Consider the following 18,152-nt stretch of genomic DNA (forward strand, 5'->3'; position numbering starts at 1 on the left):
GGTCGACCTAGCCCGCGCCCCCGGCACGGTAGCCGACGCCCCGCACCGTCATGACGATCTTCGGGTTGTCGGGGTCGAGCTCGACCTTCGCGCGCAGGCGCTGGACATGCACGTTCACCAGCCGAGTATCGGCCTTGTAGTGATAGCCCCACACCTGCTCGAGCAGCATCTCTCGCGAGAACACCTGCTGCGGCTTCGAAGCGAGAGCGACGAGCAGCTGGAACTCCAGAGGTGTCAGAGCGATCGGAGCCGTGCCACGGCGCACCTCGTGGGCATCGACGTCTACGGTGAGGTCTCCCACTCGCAGCTGCTCCCCCACGTTCTGCGAGGCGGGACGCAGCCGCGTTCGGATGCGAGCGACGAGCTCCTTCGGGTTGAACGGCTTGACGATGTAGTCATCGGCTCCGACCTCGAGCCCTCGCACCACATCGGCCGTATCGCTGCGGGCGGTGAGCATGATGACGGGGACTCCGGATTCGGCGCGGATCCGCGAGCAGATCTCGATGCCGTCCATGCCGGGAAGCATCAGATCGAGCAGCACGAGGTCCGGGCGCTGTGTGCGCCACTCATCGACCGCGCGCGCACCGTCGGCGCAGAACACCGGTTCGAAGCCCTCGGTGCGCAGCACGATGCCGATCATCTCGGCGAGCGCGGTGTCGTCGTCGACCACAAGAATGCGTGAGGTCATAACTGTTACCTTATGGCACTCAGTACCACGGCCCCCATGTCTACGCGCCGACGGGTCTTGTGACACGATGGGAGCGCACGACGGAGGGAGTGCCGGTGAGCGGCCAGACGTGGACCCCCGCCCCTAAGAAGGGCATCATTCCCCTGCATCCGCTGACTTTCGGGATGCTTCTGAGCAAGTCGTTCGTCGCGCTGCGGCACAATCCCAAGGTGCTGTTCGGCTTCGGCGTCGCGATCCAGCTCGCGGTCGTCGTGCTGAGCGCCACGGTGATGGGCTTCGTGCTCGTCACGACGTTCACCCGGCTCGAGTCGCTCTCGCCGTCCTCTCCGGACTTCGAAGCCGTCTTCGCAGGCACAATCGCGATGAACATCGTCGCCGGCATCGCCGTGGGTCTCGCCTCCGTCGCATTCACCGCCCTGATGCAGGGCGTCGTCGCAGCCGAGATCGGATTCGCCGCGATCGGGGTGAAGGCGAGCCTCAAGACCCTCTGGCGAAAGATGATCCCGTCGTTCTGGCGGCTGGCGGCATTCGCGTCGCTCTCGGTGATCTTCATCTTCGGCGTGATCGTGATCCTGTTCGTCATCATCGCCGGCTTCGTCGCGAGTGGGCTCGGCGGCTCCGCCGAAGCCATCGGCGGTATCGTCATCCTCGTCCTGGTGCTGCTGCTCGCCATCGTTCCCCTCACTGTCTGGCTCACGACCAAGCTGCTCCTCGTGCCGTCGATCCTCGTCCTCGAGCGCGCGAAGTTCCGCGATGCGCTCGTGCGCTCGTGGCGCCTCACCCGTGGCCGCTTCTGGATCGCCTGGGGAGTCACCTTCCTGATCGGCGCCATCATGGGCGTAGCGATGCAGCTCGTGAATCTGCCCGTCTCACTGGTCAGCTCGATGCTCGGGTCGATCATCGCCCCGACCGGCTCTGCCGACACCTCCGCGATCATGGGCTTCGTCTTCGCGCTCCTCGCCCCCCAGATCCTGCTGCTCGTGCTGCAGGCCATCACGCTCGTGGTGCAGAGCACCGCCGGCACTCTGGTGTACCTCGACAGCCGTATGCGGTACGAGGGGCTCGACCAGGCGCTGATCAGTCACGTCGAGAGGCGGGATCTCGGATGGACGGATGAGCAGCTCGGCGATCCGTTCGTCGTCGACCCCGACCGTGCCGTCACGAGCGCACCGCCGCCGAAGCAGGTTCCGGAGTGGGCCACGATGACACCCGCCGGCTATGAGATGCAGCAGTACCCGGGGCAGCCGCCCTACACCCAGCAGTACCCGGCGCAGCCGCCCTACGCCCAGCAGTACCCGGCGCAGCCGTACCCGGCGCAGCCGTACCCGGCGCAGCCGTATCCGGCGCAGCCGCCCTACACCCAGCAGTACCCGGCGCAGCAGTACCCGGCGCAGCCGCACCCGGGAGCGGGTGCACCGCCCCCGCCTCCGTCGCCCGGGAGCGCCTCGGCGCCGCCCGCGTATTCGCCTGCGCCTGCTCCCTCGGCACCCTCGCCGTCGCCCGACGATTCCACCTGGGCCGCGCCGGGGGCCGACCGCGAAGGATCTGCATGATCCGCTTGCTCGACGACGTGCGGATCCCCGACGGAGATGAAGCGCGGCAGTGGGCCGAGCAGGAGCTCTCCGATCCGCGCTACGCCGATGCGAAGCCCACCTGGTTCGACCTGGTCGCTCGGGATATCGGTCGTTTCCTCGCCGATCTGTTCAGCTCCGAGAACGGAGCCAACATCGGGCCCTCTGCTCTGATCGTCGTGAGCATCATCGTCTTCGGCGCTCTCGTGGCGGCACTCGTCATCTGGGGCCGCCCGCGTCGCGCCCAGGCCGTCCGCCGGCCCGGGGCCGGCCTGCTCGGCGCGGACGACGACCGCTCCGCCGCCCAGCTGCGAGCCGATGCCGATCGCTGCGCCCGCGGAGGCGACTGGGATGAGGCGACCATCCTGCGATTCCGGGCGCTCGCCAGAGGACTCCTCGAGCGCGATCTCATCGACCCCTCCCCCGGGGCGACCGCGCAGGCGATCGCCCGAGAGGTCTCGGTGGTGTTCCCCGCGGAGACCGTGCCCGTCCGCCAGGCCGCGATCTCCTTCGACGACGTGCGCTACCTCCGGCATCCGGCCACCGCTGAGCGCTATGCCGAACTCGCGGCCACCGACGACCGGCTCAGTGCGCTGCGCCCAGAGGCGGTGACCGCGTGAGCGCTCTCGAGCAGAGCGATGCCCCGGCGTCGACGGCCGAACGTGCACCTCGCGGCAGGCGGTCGCGGTCGCTGCTCGGATGGGCGATCGTCGTGGCGCTCGTCTTCGGCGGCGTCTTCGTCGCGATTCAGGTCGGTGTGCGCATGCCCGATCAGCGCGGCGCACTCGATCCTGAGAGCGTGGGCGATTCCGGAGCCATGGCCATCGCCCAGATCCTGGAGGACAACGGGGTCGAGGTCTCGGTCTTCCGCTCGCGGACTGACGCACGAGCCGCGCTCGACGACGACACCACGCTCGTGATGGCCAATCCGTACACGCTCACAGACGAGGGGATCTCCGAGCTGATCGACCCGGCCGACCGTGTGGTGTTCCTCTCGAGCAGCACGCATCTGCTGAACTTCCTGCGCATCGGCGACAACGCATCGCCGGACTCGACTCCGGTGCAGGCCGAGTGCGACGCCCCCGAGTTCGCGGAGGTCGGCACCATTCGCCCTGACCGGCTGTTCGCACCGGCCGATGGAGTCGAGGGCTGCTTCGGCACCGTCGACGCAGCGGCCGTGCTCATCGACGACACCGACGGCACGACGCATGCGGTCGTCGAGGGCGCGCGTCTCTTCAGCAACGCCTACCTCGCGGACGACGGGAACGCCGCCCTCGCGCTCGCACTTCTCGGGCAGACCGACCGGGTCGTCTGGTACGTGCCCAGCTTCGGCGACACCGACATCGAAGGCGAGACCGAGGACACGCTCGGCACGCTCACACCGGGATGGGTGACACCCGCCATTTTGTTGCTGATGATCGCGGGCGTCGCGGCGGCGCTGTGGCGCGGCCAGCGCTTCGGTCCTCTCGTCGCCGAGACGCTTCCGGTGACCGTGCGCGCCTCGGAGACGATGCACGGACGGGCCCGATTGACCGCCAAGTCAGGTGACGCCGCGCATGCGGCGGAGGCTGTCCGCGACGGCAGCAGGCGCCGGCTCGCGCGCCGACTCGGACTCGCCGTCACCGCGGGCGCCGAGGAGGTCGCGGACGCCGCGGCCGACCGGCTGCGCATCCCCCGCGGATCTCTGCACGATCTGCTCGGTGGCGCGACACCCGCCGACGATCCATCCCTGATCGATCTCGCGCGGCGCCTGCAGGAGCTCGAGAGCGCGGTCGACGCCTCCTCCTTCACCGAGCGGAGATCTGAATGAGCTGCCGATCCCACCGAACCGCCGTCCATCCATCCGAACGGAAGCCGAGGACACCACGTGACCGCTGAGACATTCGACGACGCCGAACTGCGTCAGGCCATGCACCGTGTGCGCACCGAGGTCGACAAGGCTGTCGTCGGCCAGGCGGGCACCGTGACCGGGCTGCTCGTGTCGCTGCTGGCCCGAGGACATGTGCTTCTCGAGGGCGTTCCGGGCGTGGCGAAGACACTCGTCGTGCGCTCGTTCGCGCGTGCATTGGGCCTCGACACGAAGCGCGTGCAGTTCACACCCGATCTCATGCCCGGCGACGTCACAGGCTCGCTCGTGTACGACGCGCGCACGGGCGAGTTCGACTTCCGTGCGGGCCCGGTGTTCACGAACATCCTGCTGGCCGACGAGATCAACCGCACACCCCCGAAGACGCAGGCCGCTCTGCTCGAGGCGATGGAAGAGCGTCAGGTGTCGGCCGACGGCGTCAGCCGACAGCTGCCCGATCCCTTCCTCGTCGCGGCGACCCAGAACCCGATCGAGCACGAGGGCACCTATTCGCTTCCCGAAGCTCAGCTCGACCGCTTCCTGATGAAGCTGGTCGTGGGCATGCCCGAGCGCGACGCCGAGGTGTCGGTGCTCCGCAAGCACGCGTCGGGCTTCTCGCCCCGCGAGCTCACCGGTGTCGAGGCCACCGTCTCGGCCGACGAGATCCGCGCGGCACAGGCTGCCGCTGGACGCGTCGAGGTCACCGATGACGTGCTCGGATACGTCGTCGATCTCGCCAGGGCGACACGGCAGTCGCCCTCGGTGGAGCTCGGCGCGAGTCCTCGCGCCTCGACGGGCCTGCTCGCCGCCGCGAAGGCGTGGGCCTGGCTCAACGCATCGACCGCGGTCACACCCGATCACGTGCAGACCATGCTCGTGCCCGTCTGGCGACACCGACTGCAGCTGCGCCCGGACGCACAGATGGAGGGCGTGTCGGCGGATGCCGTGCTCACCTCCGTCGTGCAGCAGACCAGGGTGCCGATCTAGGTGTTCGTCACCGGCCGTCTCGCGCTTGCCGTCGCCGTCGGCATCGTCCCGCTCGTCCTCGCCGGGCTCGCGGAGTTCCCGCCGTACGCCGCGCTGGGCATCTGGTTGTTGTCGTGCGTCCTGCTCGTGGTGCTCGACGTGCTGCTGGCACCGAACCCTCGCTCCGTCGTCGTGACGAGGCGGGTGCCGGCCCGCACGCGAATCGGAGAACTGGTCCCCGTGAGCGTCGCGCTGCAGAATCAGGGCGGCCGCACCCTGCACGCGGTGATCCGGGATGCGTGGCAGCCCACGGCCGGAGCAGGCGAGGAACGTCAGCGGCTGAGCATCCCCCCGGGTGAACGACGCCGCGTCTCGATCCCCCTGCTGCCCCGTCGTCGAGGAGAGCTCGCGAGCGAGTTCGTGATGATCCGGTCGCTCGGTCCGCTCGGACTCGCCGGACGGCAGGCCCGCCACATGGTCCGCGGCACCATCAGGGTGCTCCCCGCCTTCTCGTCGCGCAAGCATCTGCCCTCGCGGCTCGCTCGGCTGCGAGAACTGGACGGCAACACGAGCATCCAGGTGCGCGGCCAGGGAACCGAGTTCGACTCCCTCCGCGAATACGTCCGAGGCGACGACGTGCGGTCCATCGACTGGCGGGCGACCGCGCGGGCGGGGACGACGATGCTGCGGACGTGGCGCCCCGAACGCGACCGCCACGTCGTGATCATCATCGATACGGGGCGCACTGCGGCGGCCCGTGTCGGCGACGGCACGAGGGTCGACGCCGCCCTCGAGGCGTCCCTGCTGCTCGCCGCCCTCGCCGCACGCGCGGGTGACCACGTGCATCTGCTCATGTACGACCGCGTCGTGCGTGCGCGCGTCACCGGTGTCGACGGCACCGCGCTTCTCCCCGCGCTGACGGACGCGATGGCTCCGGTGCACGCGCGCGTCGTCGACACCGACTGGCCGGGCGCGTTCGCCGCGGTTCGTACTCTCACGACCCGTCCCGCGTTGATAGTCGTGCTGACGGCGCAGGACGCCGCCGAGTCGGCTCGCGGATTCCTCGGTGCCTTCCCAGACGCGAGCAGGGCGACGTCCATCCTCGTCGGATCCGTCACCGATGACGGGATCGCGGATCTCGCGGTGCAGCGCGGTTCGCGGGAGGAGATCTACCTCGCGGCGGCCGCAGAGCGCACCATGCGCGATGCCGAGAACGTGGCCGATGCCGTGCGTCGCGCCGGAGGAGAGGCCATCGCCGCCGACCCTGAATCTCTGCCTCCGAGAATCGCCGACCGATACCTCGAACTCAAAGCCGCCGGGCGGCTGTGAGCCTCTGCGGACATCAGCCGGCGAGGAGTCGCGGGGTCCCTGCCTCGTACTCGACGAGATCTCCGGTCTCGCCTCGACGATAGGCGCGGCCGCCGATGACGAGCATGTAGATCAGGAACGCGGCGAGCGCGGCGACGCCGATGCCGATCTTGATGGGCCAGGGCAGCGCCCATCCGGTCACGAAACCTTCGATCAGGCCCGAGACGAAGAGGGCGAACACGAGTCCGATCGCGACCGTCGCGAGCGAGCGCCCCTCGGCGGCGAGAGACTCACCTCTCGAACGATGTCCCGGAGCGACCCACGACCAGAAGAGATGGAGTCCACCTGCCGCGGCGACGAAGATCGATGTCATCTCGAGGAGGCCGTGCGGGAGGATGTAGAGGATCATGACGTCGACCTGATCGTGCGCGGCCATGACGGCCCCGGACACTCCGAGCCCCATCGCGTTCTGCACGAGCACGTTGATCGGCCAGAGCCCGGTGATGCCGAACAGCACGCACTGCAGGGCGATCCAGGCGTTGTTCCACCAGACCATGCCCATGAACACCGCTGCGGGGTTCTCGGTGTAATAGCCGGTGAAGCTCTCGTCGGCATACTGCTCGAGCAGGTCAGGCGGGCCGAGCGTCGCGATGAGCGCCGGGTCTGCCGAGATCCACGCGGCGGTGCCGACCACGATCGCGATGAACGACACAGCGACGACGAGCGTCGTCCAGCGCAGCCGGTACAGAGCGGCCGGCAGCTGCCTGGAGAAGAAGCGGCCCGTCTGGGTGAGGATGCTGTCGGATGCTCCCGTGAGACGCAGCCGCGCGCGCACGAGGATCGTCGAGAGGTACGCGCCCTGAGGAGATTCGCCCACCGAGGTCTTGAGCTCGGCAAGATCAGCGGATGCCGCGCGGTATCGGACGATCAGCTCATCGACGTCCGCCCCGTCGAGCCGGGCGCGGCTCAACTGATCGAGTCGCTCCCACTCGGCGCGGCGTGCATCTGTCAGCGCATCGGCATCCACCTGATTTACTGTACTCATGTCCGCCGCGCTCGATGCATCCGACGAGGTCCTCTCCGGCGAAGCCGTCGCGATCGACGTGCAGCCGATCGGCTTCGTCCTGAGGGCTGCGGGGGCGATCATCGACCTCCTGGTCGGCATCGCCGTCTTCCTGCTCACGTTGTTCCTGCGGATCTGGCTGCTCGACATGGGCGTCCTCGACGAGGCGACCGACACGATCGCCTTCATCGCTTCGATCGTGATCAGCTTCGTCGTGCTGCCGATCACGATGGAGGTCGCTCTCAAGGGCCGCAGTCTCGGCAAACTCGCGGTCGGTGGTCGCATCGTCCGCATCGACGGGGGCGCGACAGGATTCCGCCACGCCTTCATCCGCGCGCTCCTCGGCGTTCTGGAGATCTACATGACGCTGGGCAGCGTCGCCGTGCTCGCCGGAGCGTTCAGCGCCCGATCGCAGCGTCTCGGAGACATGGTCGCCGGCACCTACAGCCAGCGCGTGCGCACGCCGAAGCTGATCCCCAGCGCTCCGGTGCTGCCGCCGATGCTCGGCGGCTGGGCGCAGGTCGCCGATGTGGCCCGTCTGCCCGATCGCCTCGCTCGTCGCATCTCGCAGTTCCTGCAGAGCGCTCCGCGGATGGTGCCGGCGGCACGGGCGAGGGTGGCGCAGGACCTGCTCGCCGAGGCCTCGCCGTTCGTCTCGCCCCTGCCCCCGGCCGCACCCGAGGTGGCTCTCATCGGAATCACCGTTCTCCGTCGAGAGCGGGAGCGCCGGGCGTTGCAGAACGCCGATCGCCGATCGGAGAAGCTCACAGGACGTCGCGTCGGCGTCTGAGGGCTCAGCGCGTTTCGGACGCCGCCCAGTCGCACCTCAGAATCGGATGGCGTCGATCACCTTCACCCGCAGTGCGACCAGCGCCGGGATGAAGCCGGCGACTGCGCCCACCAGGATCGACGCCGCGAGACCGACGAAGGCCGCTCGCATCGGGAACGGCGGGATGTCCTGGATGCCGTAGAAGAGCGAGGTCACCACCCAATCGGAGCGGAGCACCGCGACCACGATCGCGATGCCGACGAGACCGGCCACCGTCGTCGCCACGAGGCTCTCGAGGAACACCGAGAAGAAGACCCTGCCCGACGTCGCGCCGAACGCGCGGCGCACACCTATCTCACGCACCCGCTGCCGCATCGCCACCAGCTGGATGTTGATCAGGCTCAGCGCGCCGAGCGCGAGGATCACGGCCGCGATGCCACCGGTGACCATCTCGAACGTCGCCTGCGCATCCAGCGCCCCGGGCTGCGCCGCCCAATCGGATCGACTGACCGACACCGTCTGCCCCTCCGGAAGCCCTGCCCGCAGATCCATCGCGAGCACGGGCGCGATCTCGTCGACCTGCCCCTGGCCCAGCCAGATCTCATACTGCGGCCATGCTCCCTCCGGCAGGGCATCGACCCGAGCTCGGTAGGCGTCGTAGAGGATGTCGACGCGCAGCTCCTCATCGCCGAAACCCTGACGAGGGACGACGCCCACGACCTGGTATGTGCCGCCCGCCGGCCCCGCGAGCGTCAGAGTCGGGTGCTGCGCGACCGGTGTCCGTCCGATGCGGTCCCACAGTGCCTCGGTGATCACGACGGGCGGTGAGAGCGCGTCGGAATCGGCATCGCGCATCCAGCGGCCCTCGAGAAGCTGCTCACGGTGGATCTCCGAGTAGAGCGGGTCGATCAATCGCGAGTTGACATCGACGATGCCGTCGGGGAGCTGCACGGGGACGACCATCCCCTGCGCGATCCGTGCGGTGTGGCTGAACTCGAATCGCTCCGAGACACGGGTGAACCGCTCATCGAAGCCGTCGAAGTCGACGGGCGCGCCGTCGTCGCTGTTGATCGTGACGACCAGGGTCGCCGCCCGACCACCCCAGCGGTCGGACTGTTCGGCCTGGAACTGTCGCTGATACTCGGAGAGCGCGACGACGCCGGTGAGGGCCGCGACCGAGACCGCTATGCCGATCAGGCTGAGCAGCACCCGCAGCTTGTGCACGCGGATCTCCGACCACGCGTCGGAGAGGGCGCCGAGGATGCCGGTCACGAGGCTGCTCCCCGGCGCGAGTACGGCATGGGCGGCACGGTGACGGGGGCAGATGACGCCGGATCCGCAGAGACGGCAGATACGGCGGAGGGGACGGACGCTGAGAGAGTGGAGGCCTCGAAGGCGCGGCTGAGGTCCGCCGTCTCGAGGACCCCGGCGTCGAGACGGTAGTGCCGTCGGGCACGGGCGGCCACGTGGAGGTCGTGAGTGATCGTCACGAGTGCGGCGTCGGTCTCGGTCGCCACCTGATCGAGCAGGGACATCACCGATGCGCCTGTGTCGATGTCGAGAGCACCGGTCGGCTCATCCGCGAGTATCAGCACGGGCCGGCGCACGAGAGCCCTCGCAATCGCGACCCGCTGCTGCTCGCCTCCGGAGAGGCGGTCGGCGACCTGCTCGATCCGGTGACCGAGACCGACCCGCTCGAGCATGTCGGCTGCGATCTGTCTCCTGTTCCAGAACATCCGTCCGCGGGCGTGCCCGAGCGGCATCATCACATTGTCGAGCGCCGTGCGTCCGGGCAGCAGATTGAACTGCTGGAAGACGAAGCCGACGTTGTCGCCGCGCAGCCTGTCCAGCCGCCCCGAGCGCATCCGCCGCACTTCGCGGTCCTCGAACGACACGGATCCCGTGGTCGGAGCATCGAGCATTCCGAGGATGTTGAGAAGCGTCGACTTTCCCGAACCCGATCTGCCGACGATCGAGACGTGGTCGCCGGCACTCACCTCGAGGGTGATGCCCCGCAGGATCTCGAGTTCCGAGTCATCCGCGAGCCGTACGCTCTTCGTCACATCGCTGAGCGCGACGAGCGTCACCAGCTGACCCCGCTGTCGCACTGCTCGACGCCGGGCTGGATCTCGTAGCAGAACTCCTCGACCGGTGCGACGAATCCGGGAACGAACTGTCTGATCGATTCGCCCTCTTCGAGGCCGGAGACCACCTCGACCATGGCCCCGTCGTTGACGCCGAGCTCGACCGGTCGCTCCTCGGGTTCGGAGCCGTCGCCGGCATCGACCCATACGTTCCCCGTGCCTGCCCCACCCTGCACCGCTGTGACGGGGACGACCAGCGCGTCCTCGACCTGTCCGAGCGCGAGATCCATCGTCGCGGGCAGACCGGCGAAGACGATCTGGTCACTTGGCACCGCGCATCTGACGCTCGCCGTTCCCTCGGCACTCACCTGCACTCTCACTCCGGTGCAGACGAACGGCGCAGGGCCGCCGGTGATCGTCACTGACGCTTCGGAAGGCGCGTTCACCAGACGATACAGCTGCACAGGTTCCACCGTCGCGAGCAGGTGGTAGCGCGCCGGCGTGAGCGTGAAGATCTCGGTTCCCGCCGACGTCATCTGTCCCTTCACGAGAGCGATCTCCGAGACATCACCCGCCTCGGACGCGACGACGTCCACATCCCTCTTCGGCTCGTCCTGTCTGATCGTGAAGAGCTTCTGGCCGGCCGCGACCGTCGCCCCCTCCGGCACATGTACCGCGATGACGGTGCCGGTGACCTCCGTGCGCACCGGGAAGGCGTCGTCGCGGGCGACGTTGCCGCTCAAGGTGAGGGCGTTCACGACGGACCCTCGCTCGACCGGGATGACGGGGTCTGCGACCGATGCCTCAGGGCTGACCATCGCCTCGCTGCTGTCCGGGAAGAACGCGATCTTCACGAGAGCTGCCGCGCACGCTCCGAAGACCAGCACGAGAAGAAGGGGGAAGATCCAGCGTCGCCAGACGATCACAGCTGCCTTTCCGGCGGCGCCGCCCTGGCGCATCCGCGGTCAGCGTAGCCGCATGCGCCGAGGACCCACCACGACGGGGCGGCGTGTCTCGTCCACCGAAGTGAAGAACTCAGGCGCGAAGAGCCTCATGACGGATCACGAGCCACCCGGCGGGCACGGAAAGCCGGTCCGCATGCTGCGAGCACAGATCGTGAGCGTTCGGATGCCGCGCCGTGCCCAGCGGCCCGAGGGCCGCCATCTGATCGCCGTAGTCGTAGGTGAGCGTCGCCACGGCTTCACGCGCGCAGCCGACCTTCGAGCAGAGTCTTCCGTCCATTCACGCCAGGCTACGTCCAGGTTCTCCGGACGAGCGGATGCCGCGCCGCCCCGGCGGACAGACTCGGCCTAGACTTTCGCTATGCCCCGTCGTCCCCGCACCTCCGACGCACCCCGACGCGGGGCCAGGCACGGACGCCACGGACGCCTCGGACGCAGTGAGGTCGTGCGGCCTCCACTCGCCCCTCTCGACGGACGAATCGACCGGTTCGATCTGACCGTCGGCACGGCGGTGGAGTTCCTCCGCGGCACCTGGCCGGAGCTGCAGGAGGTGCGGTTCGAGATCGGCGCCATGCCGACCTTCGATGCGACCGACGAGGTTCCGCGCTGGCACCTCGATCATGACAGGGCACGGATCGTGCTCTTCCGGCTCCCGATCGAGCGGCTGCTGCCCCCAGGCCACGACGACGGCGCTCACCGGAGGATGGCCATCGAGAGCGCCGTCTTCAGAGCCGCGGCGGAGTACGTCGGCCGCGAACCCTGGGACCTCGGCGGTCACGACCACTGAGGTCGGTGATCCGCCCTCGACCGCGCCGTCGTCACGGGTAGACGGTGATGCTCTGCTGGGCTCCCGTCGCGGGCCAGACGGGCCACGACGCGAGCTCACCGGCCCCGTTCATCGTGACTGACGCGTGCACGGCTGTCGACGTCGACATCGAATAGACGGTGCGCGGCTCCAGATCGACCGATGCGGAGGAACCGGCCGGCACGGTGACCGCGGTCGGGTCTCCCCCCGCGGCGGGCGCGACCTGCACCACCGCGTCGACACCCTCGCGGTTGACGAGCACGAGTCGAGGGTTCGGCCCGGCAGGAACAGCCATGAAGACCTCATCCTCGAGCTCCGGGGCCGGTGTGACCCACGCGAAGTCGTCCTGCGGGCCCGCGACGTCTTGCTGTCGTACGCCGGCGAGCACAGGGTTGTCGGAGTCGATGCTCATCGTGTAGCTTCCCGGCGCGAGCGCCGACAGCGAGAGCTCCGTCGGCACATCAGCGGAAAGCGGCACCGTGAGCTCCTCGGCGATCGTCGACGATCCGACCTCGCTGACCCTCACAACGGCCGCCGAATCGACTTCGGGCGACATCAGACGCAGCACTGCCATGTCGGCGTTGTCGCCCTGATTCTCGAACACATCGATGCCCGGAAGCACCGGCTGACGCTGCGCAGCGGGCACGGCATCCTGCAGATCGATACCCGCGGGGTCGAGGGTTCGAGTGAGAGACGACTGCAGCACGGCCCGCACCGGCGCGCCGGTCGCGGTCACCTTGACGATCGGGAAGTCGGAACCAGCGGCGATCGACGTCAGCGGGAGCGCGATCTGCGACTCCGCGGGGACGACCACGGTGCTCGATGCCCGCACCGAACCGTACACGCCGAGCGAGACCGTCGAGGGCACGACGCCCGGATTCGTGAGAACGACGAGATCCTCTGTCCCGGTGGCGACCGTGCCGCCCACCAGCCAGGATTCGATGCTCGCCGGACGACAGGGAGCCGCGGCGAGACCGGACAGATCCTCCGCTGCAAGGCTGGCGGACTCCGTCGCGCCGAGCAGCGGCGCTCGGCGGTCGTCGACGGTGCCGACGAGGCGCTGAGCGGATCCGCCGTCGGCGAGGTCCCTCGCGGGCAGCGGGCTCGACTCCGGTCGACCCGACGAGCCTTCGACAGTCAGCGCGGGCGATGCCGCCGACACCATCTCCAGAGGGTTGGACGGATCACGTCCGACGGCGCGGAGGTCTCCGTTGCACACGAGCACGGTGTCGCCCGGAATGGGCGTGACCTGTGCCTGAGCAGGCTCGTGGACGACTGTCGGCCAGGCCGCGGTGACGCCGAACACGACGCCGACGACGCACGCCCCCGCCACGACGGCGCCCGTCAGCACGCGAGCGCCGGTGGCCGCCACCCGGAATGCACGGTTACCGGTCATGGTCGCTCCTCTCGTCCTGTTCGCGGTGCGCATCGGTCTCCTGCGCGTCCGAGGATCCATCGCCCGTCGTCCCGTCGGCTGCAGGGGCTCCGGCATCGTTCAGCGATGCACGAGGGTCCTCATGGTCGTCCGGGCCTTCGCGGTCTTCGGGGTGTCGTGGCAGCACGAGCGGCTCTTCGGGGGCAAGTCCCACGATGCGAGACCTGGCGCGGGCCGCTCGTCGCGACGCACGTGTCGGCACCGACAGCAGAAGCGCGGCGAGGACGAGCACGAGCTGGATCGTGATCACGAGGCGAGCTGTGGCCTGCTGAGCGGACGACAGAGGGTCGCGCGGCGATGCTTCGGCCTCGAGCCGGTAGAGCACACCACGGTCGGTGGAACCGGCCTGGACGAACCCAGCCCGCTGGTCGAGCGACGTCACCGCCGCTGTGCGCAGAGAGCGAGCACGATCGGATTCCTCGCCCGAGACCTGAGCGACGAGAACGTAAGAGATCCCTGTGTTCCCCAGCTCATCGGCTGCATCGAAATCCCGCGCCGAGAGCAGGTCGACGGCCAGCGTCGTGAGGTCGGCACCGCGCATCTCGGTGGCTGTCGACAGAATCGTCGTCTGAGCGCTCAGCGTCTCGCTTCCCCCCCATGCGACCTCGGTCGCCAGCCCCCCGTCGTTCTGGGGGGTGAGCACGAGCGTGCCTGTCTGACGATCAGCGCCCGCCTGCGCGGCGACGTACGCCGGCAGCGTCGACGCAGGGCCGTCGCGGAGTTGGGAGGAATCCGCGTGGAATGCGGCGAGCGCCGGCACCGCGCACACCGCGATCGACAGGGCCGCGACCGCTGCGCTGAGGACCCGCACCCGTGGCATCGACAGCGCCGTGTCGAGAGTCACGAGAGCAGCTCCCGTGACGCCGACCCAGGCGAGACTGAGTCCGGAGCCTGGCCAGATCGCGACGGGCACTCCCTGGGCGAAGGACACCGCGATGCCGACCGCGAGGAACGCTGTGGCAAGGCCTGCGAGCGCGACGACCAGAAGGGTGACGCCCGCTCGCCAGCGCGGAGCGACCGACGATGCGAGCGCGAGAAGCGCCAGCGGGGCCAGCAGCACGCCGACCCACGGGGCGACTTCGACACCGAGCCACGAGGCCCATCCCGCCATGTCGGAGGTGGGGAATCCCGTGGCCAGGGCGAGTCTTCCTGCCGCATCGCCTGTCGCCTGCGGGCCGTTCCAGACCGCACCGGGATCGGCGAGCACCGAGAGGAGGTCTCCACGGCTGAGCTGCCAGAGCACGAGTGGAGCGAAGAGGGCGACAGCAGGAACAGGCACCCAGAGCAGGCGGACCGCCCCGCGGATCCGCGCTCCGGAGAGAGTGATACCGAGCGCCACCACCCACAGCAGGAGGAGCGCCGGGGCGAGCGACGGCGCGCACGCCGCCACCGCGGCGAAGAGGATGGATGCGGCTCCTGCCGCACCCCAGGAACGGTGAGACACCGCTGCTGCGTGGAAGAGCCACGGCAGGAGGAGGTGGACCAGCACGCCGGCCGGTCGGCCATCCACCAGTGCGGTGAGGAAGGTCGGCGCGAGCGCCCAGACGATTCCGGCGAAGATGCGCAGGCCCGCGCGGTCCGTCACACGCGTGGCGGCGAACCATCCGCCGAGCACGGCGAGAGGCAGGGCCAGCACCCAGAGGAGAACGAGCGAGAAGGACGGGGCACCGGGCCAGAGCGATCCGAGGACGGCGAGCACGCCGGCGAACGGATCAGCCGGCCCCACGACGTCGACCCCGAGACCTCGCAGCCCCCAGGCGGCATCACTCCACAGCGCTCCGACCGTCTCCCGCATCGGCAGCAGTGCCCCGCCACCGAGCACCGGCCACGCGAGGACCATGGTGAAGGTCGCGAGACTGACCACGAGTGCGCCGAGCACCGCCCAGGCGCCACCGCCGGAGAAGAACCGAAGTTCGCTGGCAGCTCCGCCTTCACTGCCGTGACCGTCGTCCAGCCGTCGACGCAGGTCGGAACTGCTCACCCGGAGCGGCGCGATGCTCGACCAACTCGATGTCCGGAACGAACGGATGCGCGCACGAGACCGGGCGATCGCGCCGAAGCGGAACATCGCCGTGACCGCAGCTGCCCACTCGGGGGCGACCGCCTCCGGCCGCTTGCTGACCAGATCGGTCATCGATCGCCAGAGCGCCAGAGGCAGCAGGCTCAACCAATGGAACGGCACGGCGATCGCCGGCGCGTAGACGAGCCGACGATGCAGTTGCGCGAGCCGGGTCGCGAACGCGCGTCTGCCTCGCGCGGTGGGCAGAGCGCCTGGCCCATCCGGCGAGACCGACACCCTCGCAGACGGCGCGAGCACGACGCGTCCGCCGCCCAGTCTGGCGCGGACTCCGAGATCGAGCCCCTGATCCGCACCGGCGAGGGCCGGATCCGGCCGAAGAGCGTCACGGACCTCGCTGCGGATCAGCATGCCGCGGATGTCTGCGCCCAGCGCGTCGTCGCTGCCGTCGTGCTGCCCCTGGTCCAGCTCACCTGCGGCGAGCTCGACGGCACGTCCGAGGGTCGTCATGCTGAGCCCGAGGGAGACGATCTCGCGATCGTTGTCCGTCTGCACGAGCTTGGGTGCCACGATCGCCGCAGACGGCGAACGTTCGAGGGTCCCGACCAGACGCTCCAGAGCCCGTTCGTGAGGCGCGGTGTCATGCGCGAGAAGCCAGACAGCGCTCCCCTCGAGCACGCGAGGCCTGGCGAGCTCGACCGCGTCGGCGAAGGACGTGCTTCCGCGTGCCTGGATGATGCCTTCCACAGAGCTCGCGATGGCCCCGCTCTCGCGGGCAGAGGCCGCATCGCCGCACATCACGAGGGTGATCGCGGCTGGGGGTGTGGTCTGGGAGCGCAACGCATCGAGTGTGCGGAGCAGCTGCGCGCGGGCGGAGGAACCGGGGCGCGCGACGATAATTGCATGAACTCGGGCTGGCATGACGTGGTCAGCCTAAGCGCGCGGCAGGACTCCGAGGCATACCTGCTTCGGCGTGGCCGCGATCAGCTTGCGCGACGCTTGAGCTTGCGGCGCTCGCGCTCGGAGAGTCCGCCCCAGATTCCGAAGCGCTCGTCGTTGTTGAGCGCGTACTCGAGGCACTCTCCGCGGACGTCGCACGAGGTGCAGATCCTCTTGGCATCGCGGGTGGATCCGCCCTTCTCAGGGAAGAACGCCTCAGGATCGGTCTGCGAGCAGAGCGCGTCGCTCTGCCACGCCAGAGCGTTGTCGTCGTCCGTCTCGATCTTCCGGACCCCGGGGACACCGAGGTTGATCGGATCGACGAACCAGTTCTCCGGTACGTCTGAACGGTAACCCGTCATCTCGCTCTCCAACCCCTAAATTCCGCCCCCTCGGCGGGCCGTGCACAACTAATTACACCCGTGTCATTCACATCGGTCAAGTCGCGGATCGTAAACCCTCAATCCGGTCTTGAAGGTTCTTGACCTCCACACGGCGTGTCGCACGCCCGCTCGGAGGGTCACCCCTGAACGGCAGGATCGCCGGGAGAGGCGACGAACGCCTCACCTCGGCCGCTGATCGCCACGCGCTCCTCGTCGGCGGTCGCGAACGCGACCGTGCCGACCGGGACGTCGCGCGGCGCACCGTCCGCCCCGCTCACCGTGACACGACCGGCGGTGGCGAGGACCATGGTCGGCCCCTCCACGTCGATCGCCACGCTCGCGCCGTCGAGCTCGATCTTGCGGAGTGAGAAGTCGGCGACAGGGACCGGGTACTCGGTGACCGCGCCCGCAGCCACCGGACGCAGCACAGGCACTTCACCGGTCGTGGTGTCGAGGATCGAGAGCAGCTCCGGCACGTCTATGCGCTTCGGAGTGAGCCCCCCGCGCAGCACGTTGTCACTCGCCGCCATGATCTCCACCCCGAGCCCCGCGATGTAGGCGTGCAGGAGCCCGGCTCGCAGGAAGACGCCCTCTCCCCTGTTCAGGACCAGATGGTTCATGAGGAGCGCGACGACCACACCGGGGTCCCCCGGGTAGGTCTCCGAGATCGCCGCCACCCCGCGGATGGCGGGGCCCCACTCCCCTGACGCCGAGCCTGCGGCCGTGTGCAGGGAGCCCACGATGTCATCCACGACAGCCTGCGCCTCGCCCGACAGCAGCCAGCCGATCGTGTCGCGCAGAACATCTCCCGGACCGCGCAGACGAGAGGCGAGCTCCTCGACTCCCCCGCCGTCGCCGAGCTCCTCGAGCAGCCGCAGGGTGTCATCGATGGGGCGCAGCCCGCTCAGCGACTCGAAGCGATCGCTCAGCGCGACGATCAGCTCCGGCTTGTGGTTGTCGTCGCGATAGTTGCGATTCGGGTCTGTGGCGGTGAGCGCCGACTCCCGCGCCCACCCCGCTCTCGCCTGCTCGATGGTCGGGTGCACCTGGATCGACAGCGGCGATGCCGCTGCGAGCAGCTTCAGGAGGTAGGGCAGGGATCCACCGGTGACGGCGTCGAGCGTCCCGTCGCCCTGCACATCTGCGGGGTCCCCGGGGTGATCGCCGAACCACACCTCCGCCTCGGGGCCGCCCGCGGGGGTGCGGCCCTCGAGGTCGGCGAGGAGGGTCGACGACCCCCAGGCGTAGTCACGGGGCACATTCGTCAGGCTGAGCAGCATGTCACCAGGGTATTGGCATGCGAACTCGCCATGCCA

The 18,152-nt window shown here is 69.1% G+C and carries 17 protein-coding genes; 7 read left to right on the forward strand and 10 right to left on the reverse strand.

Annotation, left to right across the window (positions count from 1 at the left end):
- Positions 1 to 7 precede the first annotated feature (7 nt).
- The gene (gene mtrA, locus QMA07_RS04120; RefSeq protein WP_290160190.1) at positions 8 to 688 is read right to left on the reverse strand and encodes an MtrAB system response regulator MtrA; all 681 of its coding nucleotides are present in this window, start codon (positions 686 to 688) and stop codon (positions 8 to 10) included.
- Between the two features lie 95 nt (positions 689 to 783).
- Between mtrA and QMA07_RS04125 the strand changes: the two genes are divergently transcribed.
- The 5 genes from QMA07_RS04125 to QMA07_RS04145 all read left to right on the forward strand — a co-directional run bounded on the left by QMA07_RS04125 (position 784) and on the right by QMA07_RS04145 (position 6,400).
- Complete coding sequence (locus QMA07_RS04125) at positions 784 to 2,241, forward strand: hypothetical protein (RefSeq protein ID WP_290160191.1); 1,458 nt, start codon at positions 784 to 786, stop codon at positions 2,239 to 2,241.
- Complete coding sequence (locus QMA07_RS04130) at positions 2,238 to 2,879, forward strand: DUF4129 domain-containing protein (RefSeq protein ID WP_290160192.1); 642 nt, start codon at positions 2,238 to 2,240, stop codon at positions 2,877 to 2,879. The genes QMA07_RS04125 and QMA07_RS04130 overlap by 4 nt, the downstream gene beginning before the upstream one ends.
- Positions 2,876 to 4,069 carry a DUF4350 domain-containing protein gene (locus tag QMA07_RS04135; protein WP_290160193.1) on the forward strand — a complete coding sequence of 398 codons (1,194 nt, stop codon included), beginning with the start codon at positions 2,876 to 2,878 and terminating at the stop codon, positions 4,067 to 4,069. The genes QMA07_RS04130 and QMA07_RS04135 overlap by 4 nt, the downstream gene beginning before the upstream one ends.
- A 99-nt stretch (positions 4,070 to 4,168) precedes the next feature.
- Positions 4,169 to 5,092 (forward strand): MoxR family ATPase, encoded by a 924-nt coding sequence (locus QMA07_RS04140; RefSeq protein ID WP_290160254.1) that lies wholly within the window; start codon positions 4,169 to 4,171, stop codon positions 5,090 to 5,092.
- On the forward strand, positions 5,093 to 6,400 hold the full coding sequence (locus QMA07_RS04145; RefSeq protein ID WP_290160194.1) for a DUF58 domain-containing protein: 1,308 nt from the start codon (positions 5,093 to 5,095) through the stop codon (positions 6,398 to 6,400).
- Between the two features lie 13 nt (positions 6,401 to 6,413).
- Here QMA07_RS04145 and QMA07_RS04150 read toward each other — a convergent pair whose 3' ends face one another.
- On the reverse strand, positions 6,414 to 7,406 hold the full coding sequence (locus QMA07_RS04150; RefSeq protein ID WP_290160255.1) for a stage II sporulation protein M: 993 nt from the start codon (positions 7,404 to 7,406) through the stop codon (positions 6,414 to 6,416).
- Between the two features lie 16 nt (positions 7,407 to 7,422).
- Here QMA07_RS04150 and QMA07_RS04155 point away from each other — a divergent pair, with 16 nt between their 5' ends.
- Positions 7,423 to 8,232: an RDD family protein gene (locus QMA07_RS04155; RefSeq protein ID WP_290160195.1), complete on the forward strand. Its 810-nt coding sequence runs from the start codon at positions 7,423 to 7,425 to the stop codon at positions 8,230 to 8,232.
- 36 nt (positions 8,233 to 8,268) lie between these two features.
- Here the strand turns inward: QMA07_RS04155 and QMA07_RS04160 are convergent, their stop codons facing one another.
- From QMA07_RS04160 to QMA07_RS04175, 4 genes are all read right to left on the reverse strand, one after another.
- The gene (locus tag QMA07_RS04160; protein ID WP_290160196.1) at positions 8,269 to 9,483 is read right to left on the reverse strand and encodes an ABC transporter permease; all 1,215 of its coding nucleotides are present in this window, start codon (positions 9,481 to 9,483) and stop codon (positions 8,269 to 8,271) included.
- On the reverse strand, positions 9,480 to 10,298 hold the full coding sequence (locus QMA07_RS04165) for an ABC transporter ATP-binding protein (protein WP_290160197.1): 819 nt from the start codon (positions 10,296 to 10,298) through the stop codon (positions 9,480 to 9,482). The genes QMA07_RS04160 and QMA07_RS04165 overlap by 4 nt, the downstream gene beginning before the upstream one ends.
- Complete coding sequence (locus QMA07_RS04170; protein ID WP_290160198.1) at positions 10,295 to 11,254, reverse strand: biotin/lipoyl-containing protein; 960 nt, start codon at positions 11,252 to 11,254, stop codon at positions 10,295 to 10,297. The genes QMA07_RS04165 and QMA07_RS04170 overlap by 4 nt, the downstream gene beginning before the upstream one ends.
- A 76-nt stretch (positions 11,255 to 11,330) precedes the next feature.
- Positions 11,331 to 11,537: a DUF3499 family protein gene (locus QMA07_RS04175; RefSeq protein WP_290160199.1), complete on the reverse strand. Its 207-nt coding sequence runs from the start codon at positions 11,535 to 11,537 to the stop codon at positions 11,331 to 11,333.
- A 165-nt stretch (positions 11,538 to 11,702) separates the two neighbouring features.
- Between QMA07_RS04175 and QMA07_RS04180 the strand changes: the two genes are divergently transcribed.
- Positions 11,703 to 12,044: a metallopeptidase family protein gene (locus QMA07_RS04180; protein WP_290160256.1), complete on the forward strand. Its 342-nt coding sequence runs from the start codon at positions 11,703 to 11,705 to the stop codon at positions 12,042 to 12,044.
- Between the two features lie 31 nt (positions 12,045 to 12,075).
- Here the strand turns inward: QMA07_RS04180 and QMA07_RS04185 are convergent, their stop codons facing one another.
- The 4 genes from QMA07_RS04185 to manA all read right to left on the reverse strand — a co-directional run bounded on the left by QMA07_RS04185 (position 12,076) and on the right by manA (position 18,116).
- Complete coding sequence (locus QMA07_RS04185) at positions 12,076 to 13,458, reverse strand: DUF5719 family protein (RefSeq protein ID WP_290160200.1); 1,383 nt, start codon at positions 13,456 to 13,458, stop codon at positions 12,076 to 12,078.
- Positions 13,448 to 16,435: a glycosyltransferase gene (locus QMA07_RS04190; RefSeq protein WP_290160201.1), complete on the reverse strand. Its 2,988-nt coding sequence runs from the start codon at positions 16,433 to 16,435 to the stop codon at positions 13,448 to 13,450. Before QMA07_RS04190 ends, QMA07_RS04185 begins: the two co-directional genes overlap by 11 nt.
- 62 nt (positions 16,436 to 16,497) lie before the next feature.
- A complete protein-coding gene (locus tag QMA07_RS04195; RefSeq protein WP_079112584.1) occupies positions 16,498 to 16,815 on the reverse strand; it encodes a WhiB family transcriptional regulator in 318 nt (105 codons plus the stop codon).
- 158 nt (positions 16,816 to 16,973) lie between these two features.
- Positions 16,974 to 18,116 (reverse strand): mannose-6-phosphate isomerase, class I, encoded by a 1,143-nt coding sequence (manA, locus tag QMA07_RS04200; protein ID WP_290160202.1) that lies wholly within the window; start codon positions 18,114 to 18,116, stop codon positions 16,974 to 16,976.
- Between the last annotated feature and the right edge of the window lie 36 nt (positions 18,117 to 18,152).

This window comes from Microbacterium sp. APC 3901 (assembly GCF_030407765.1).
Lineage (GTDB): Bacteria > Actinomycetota > Actinomycetes > Actinomycetales > Microbacteriaceae > Microbacterium.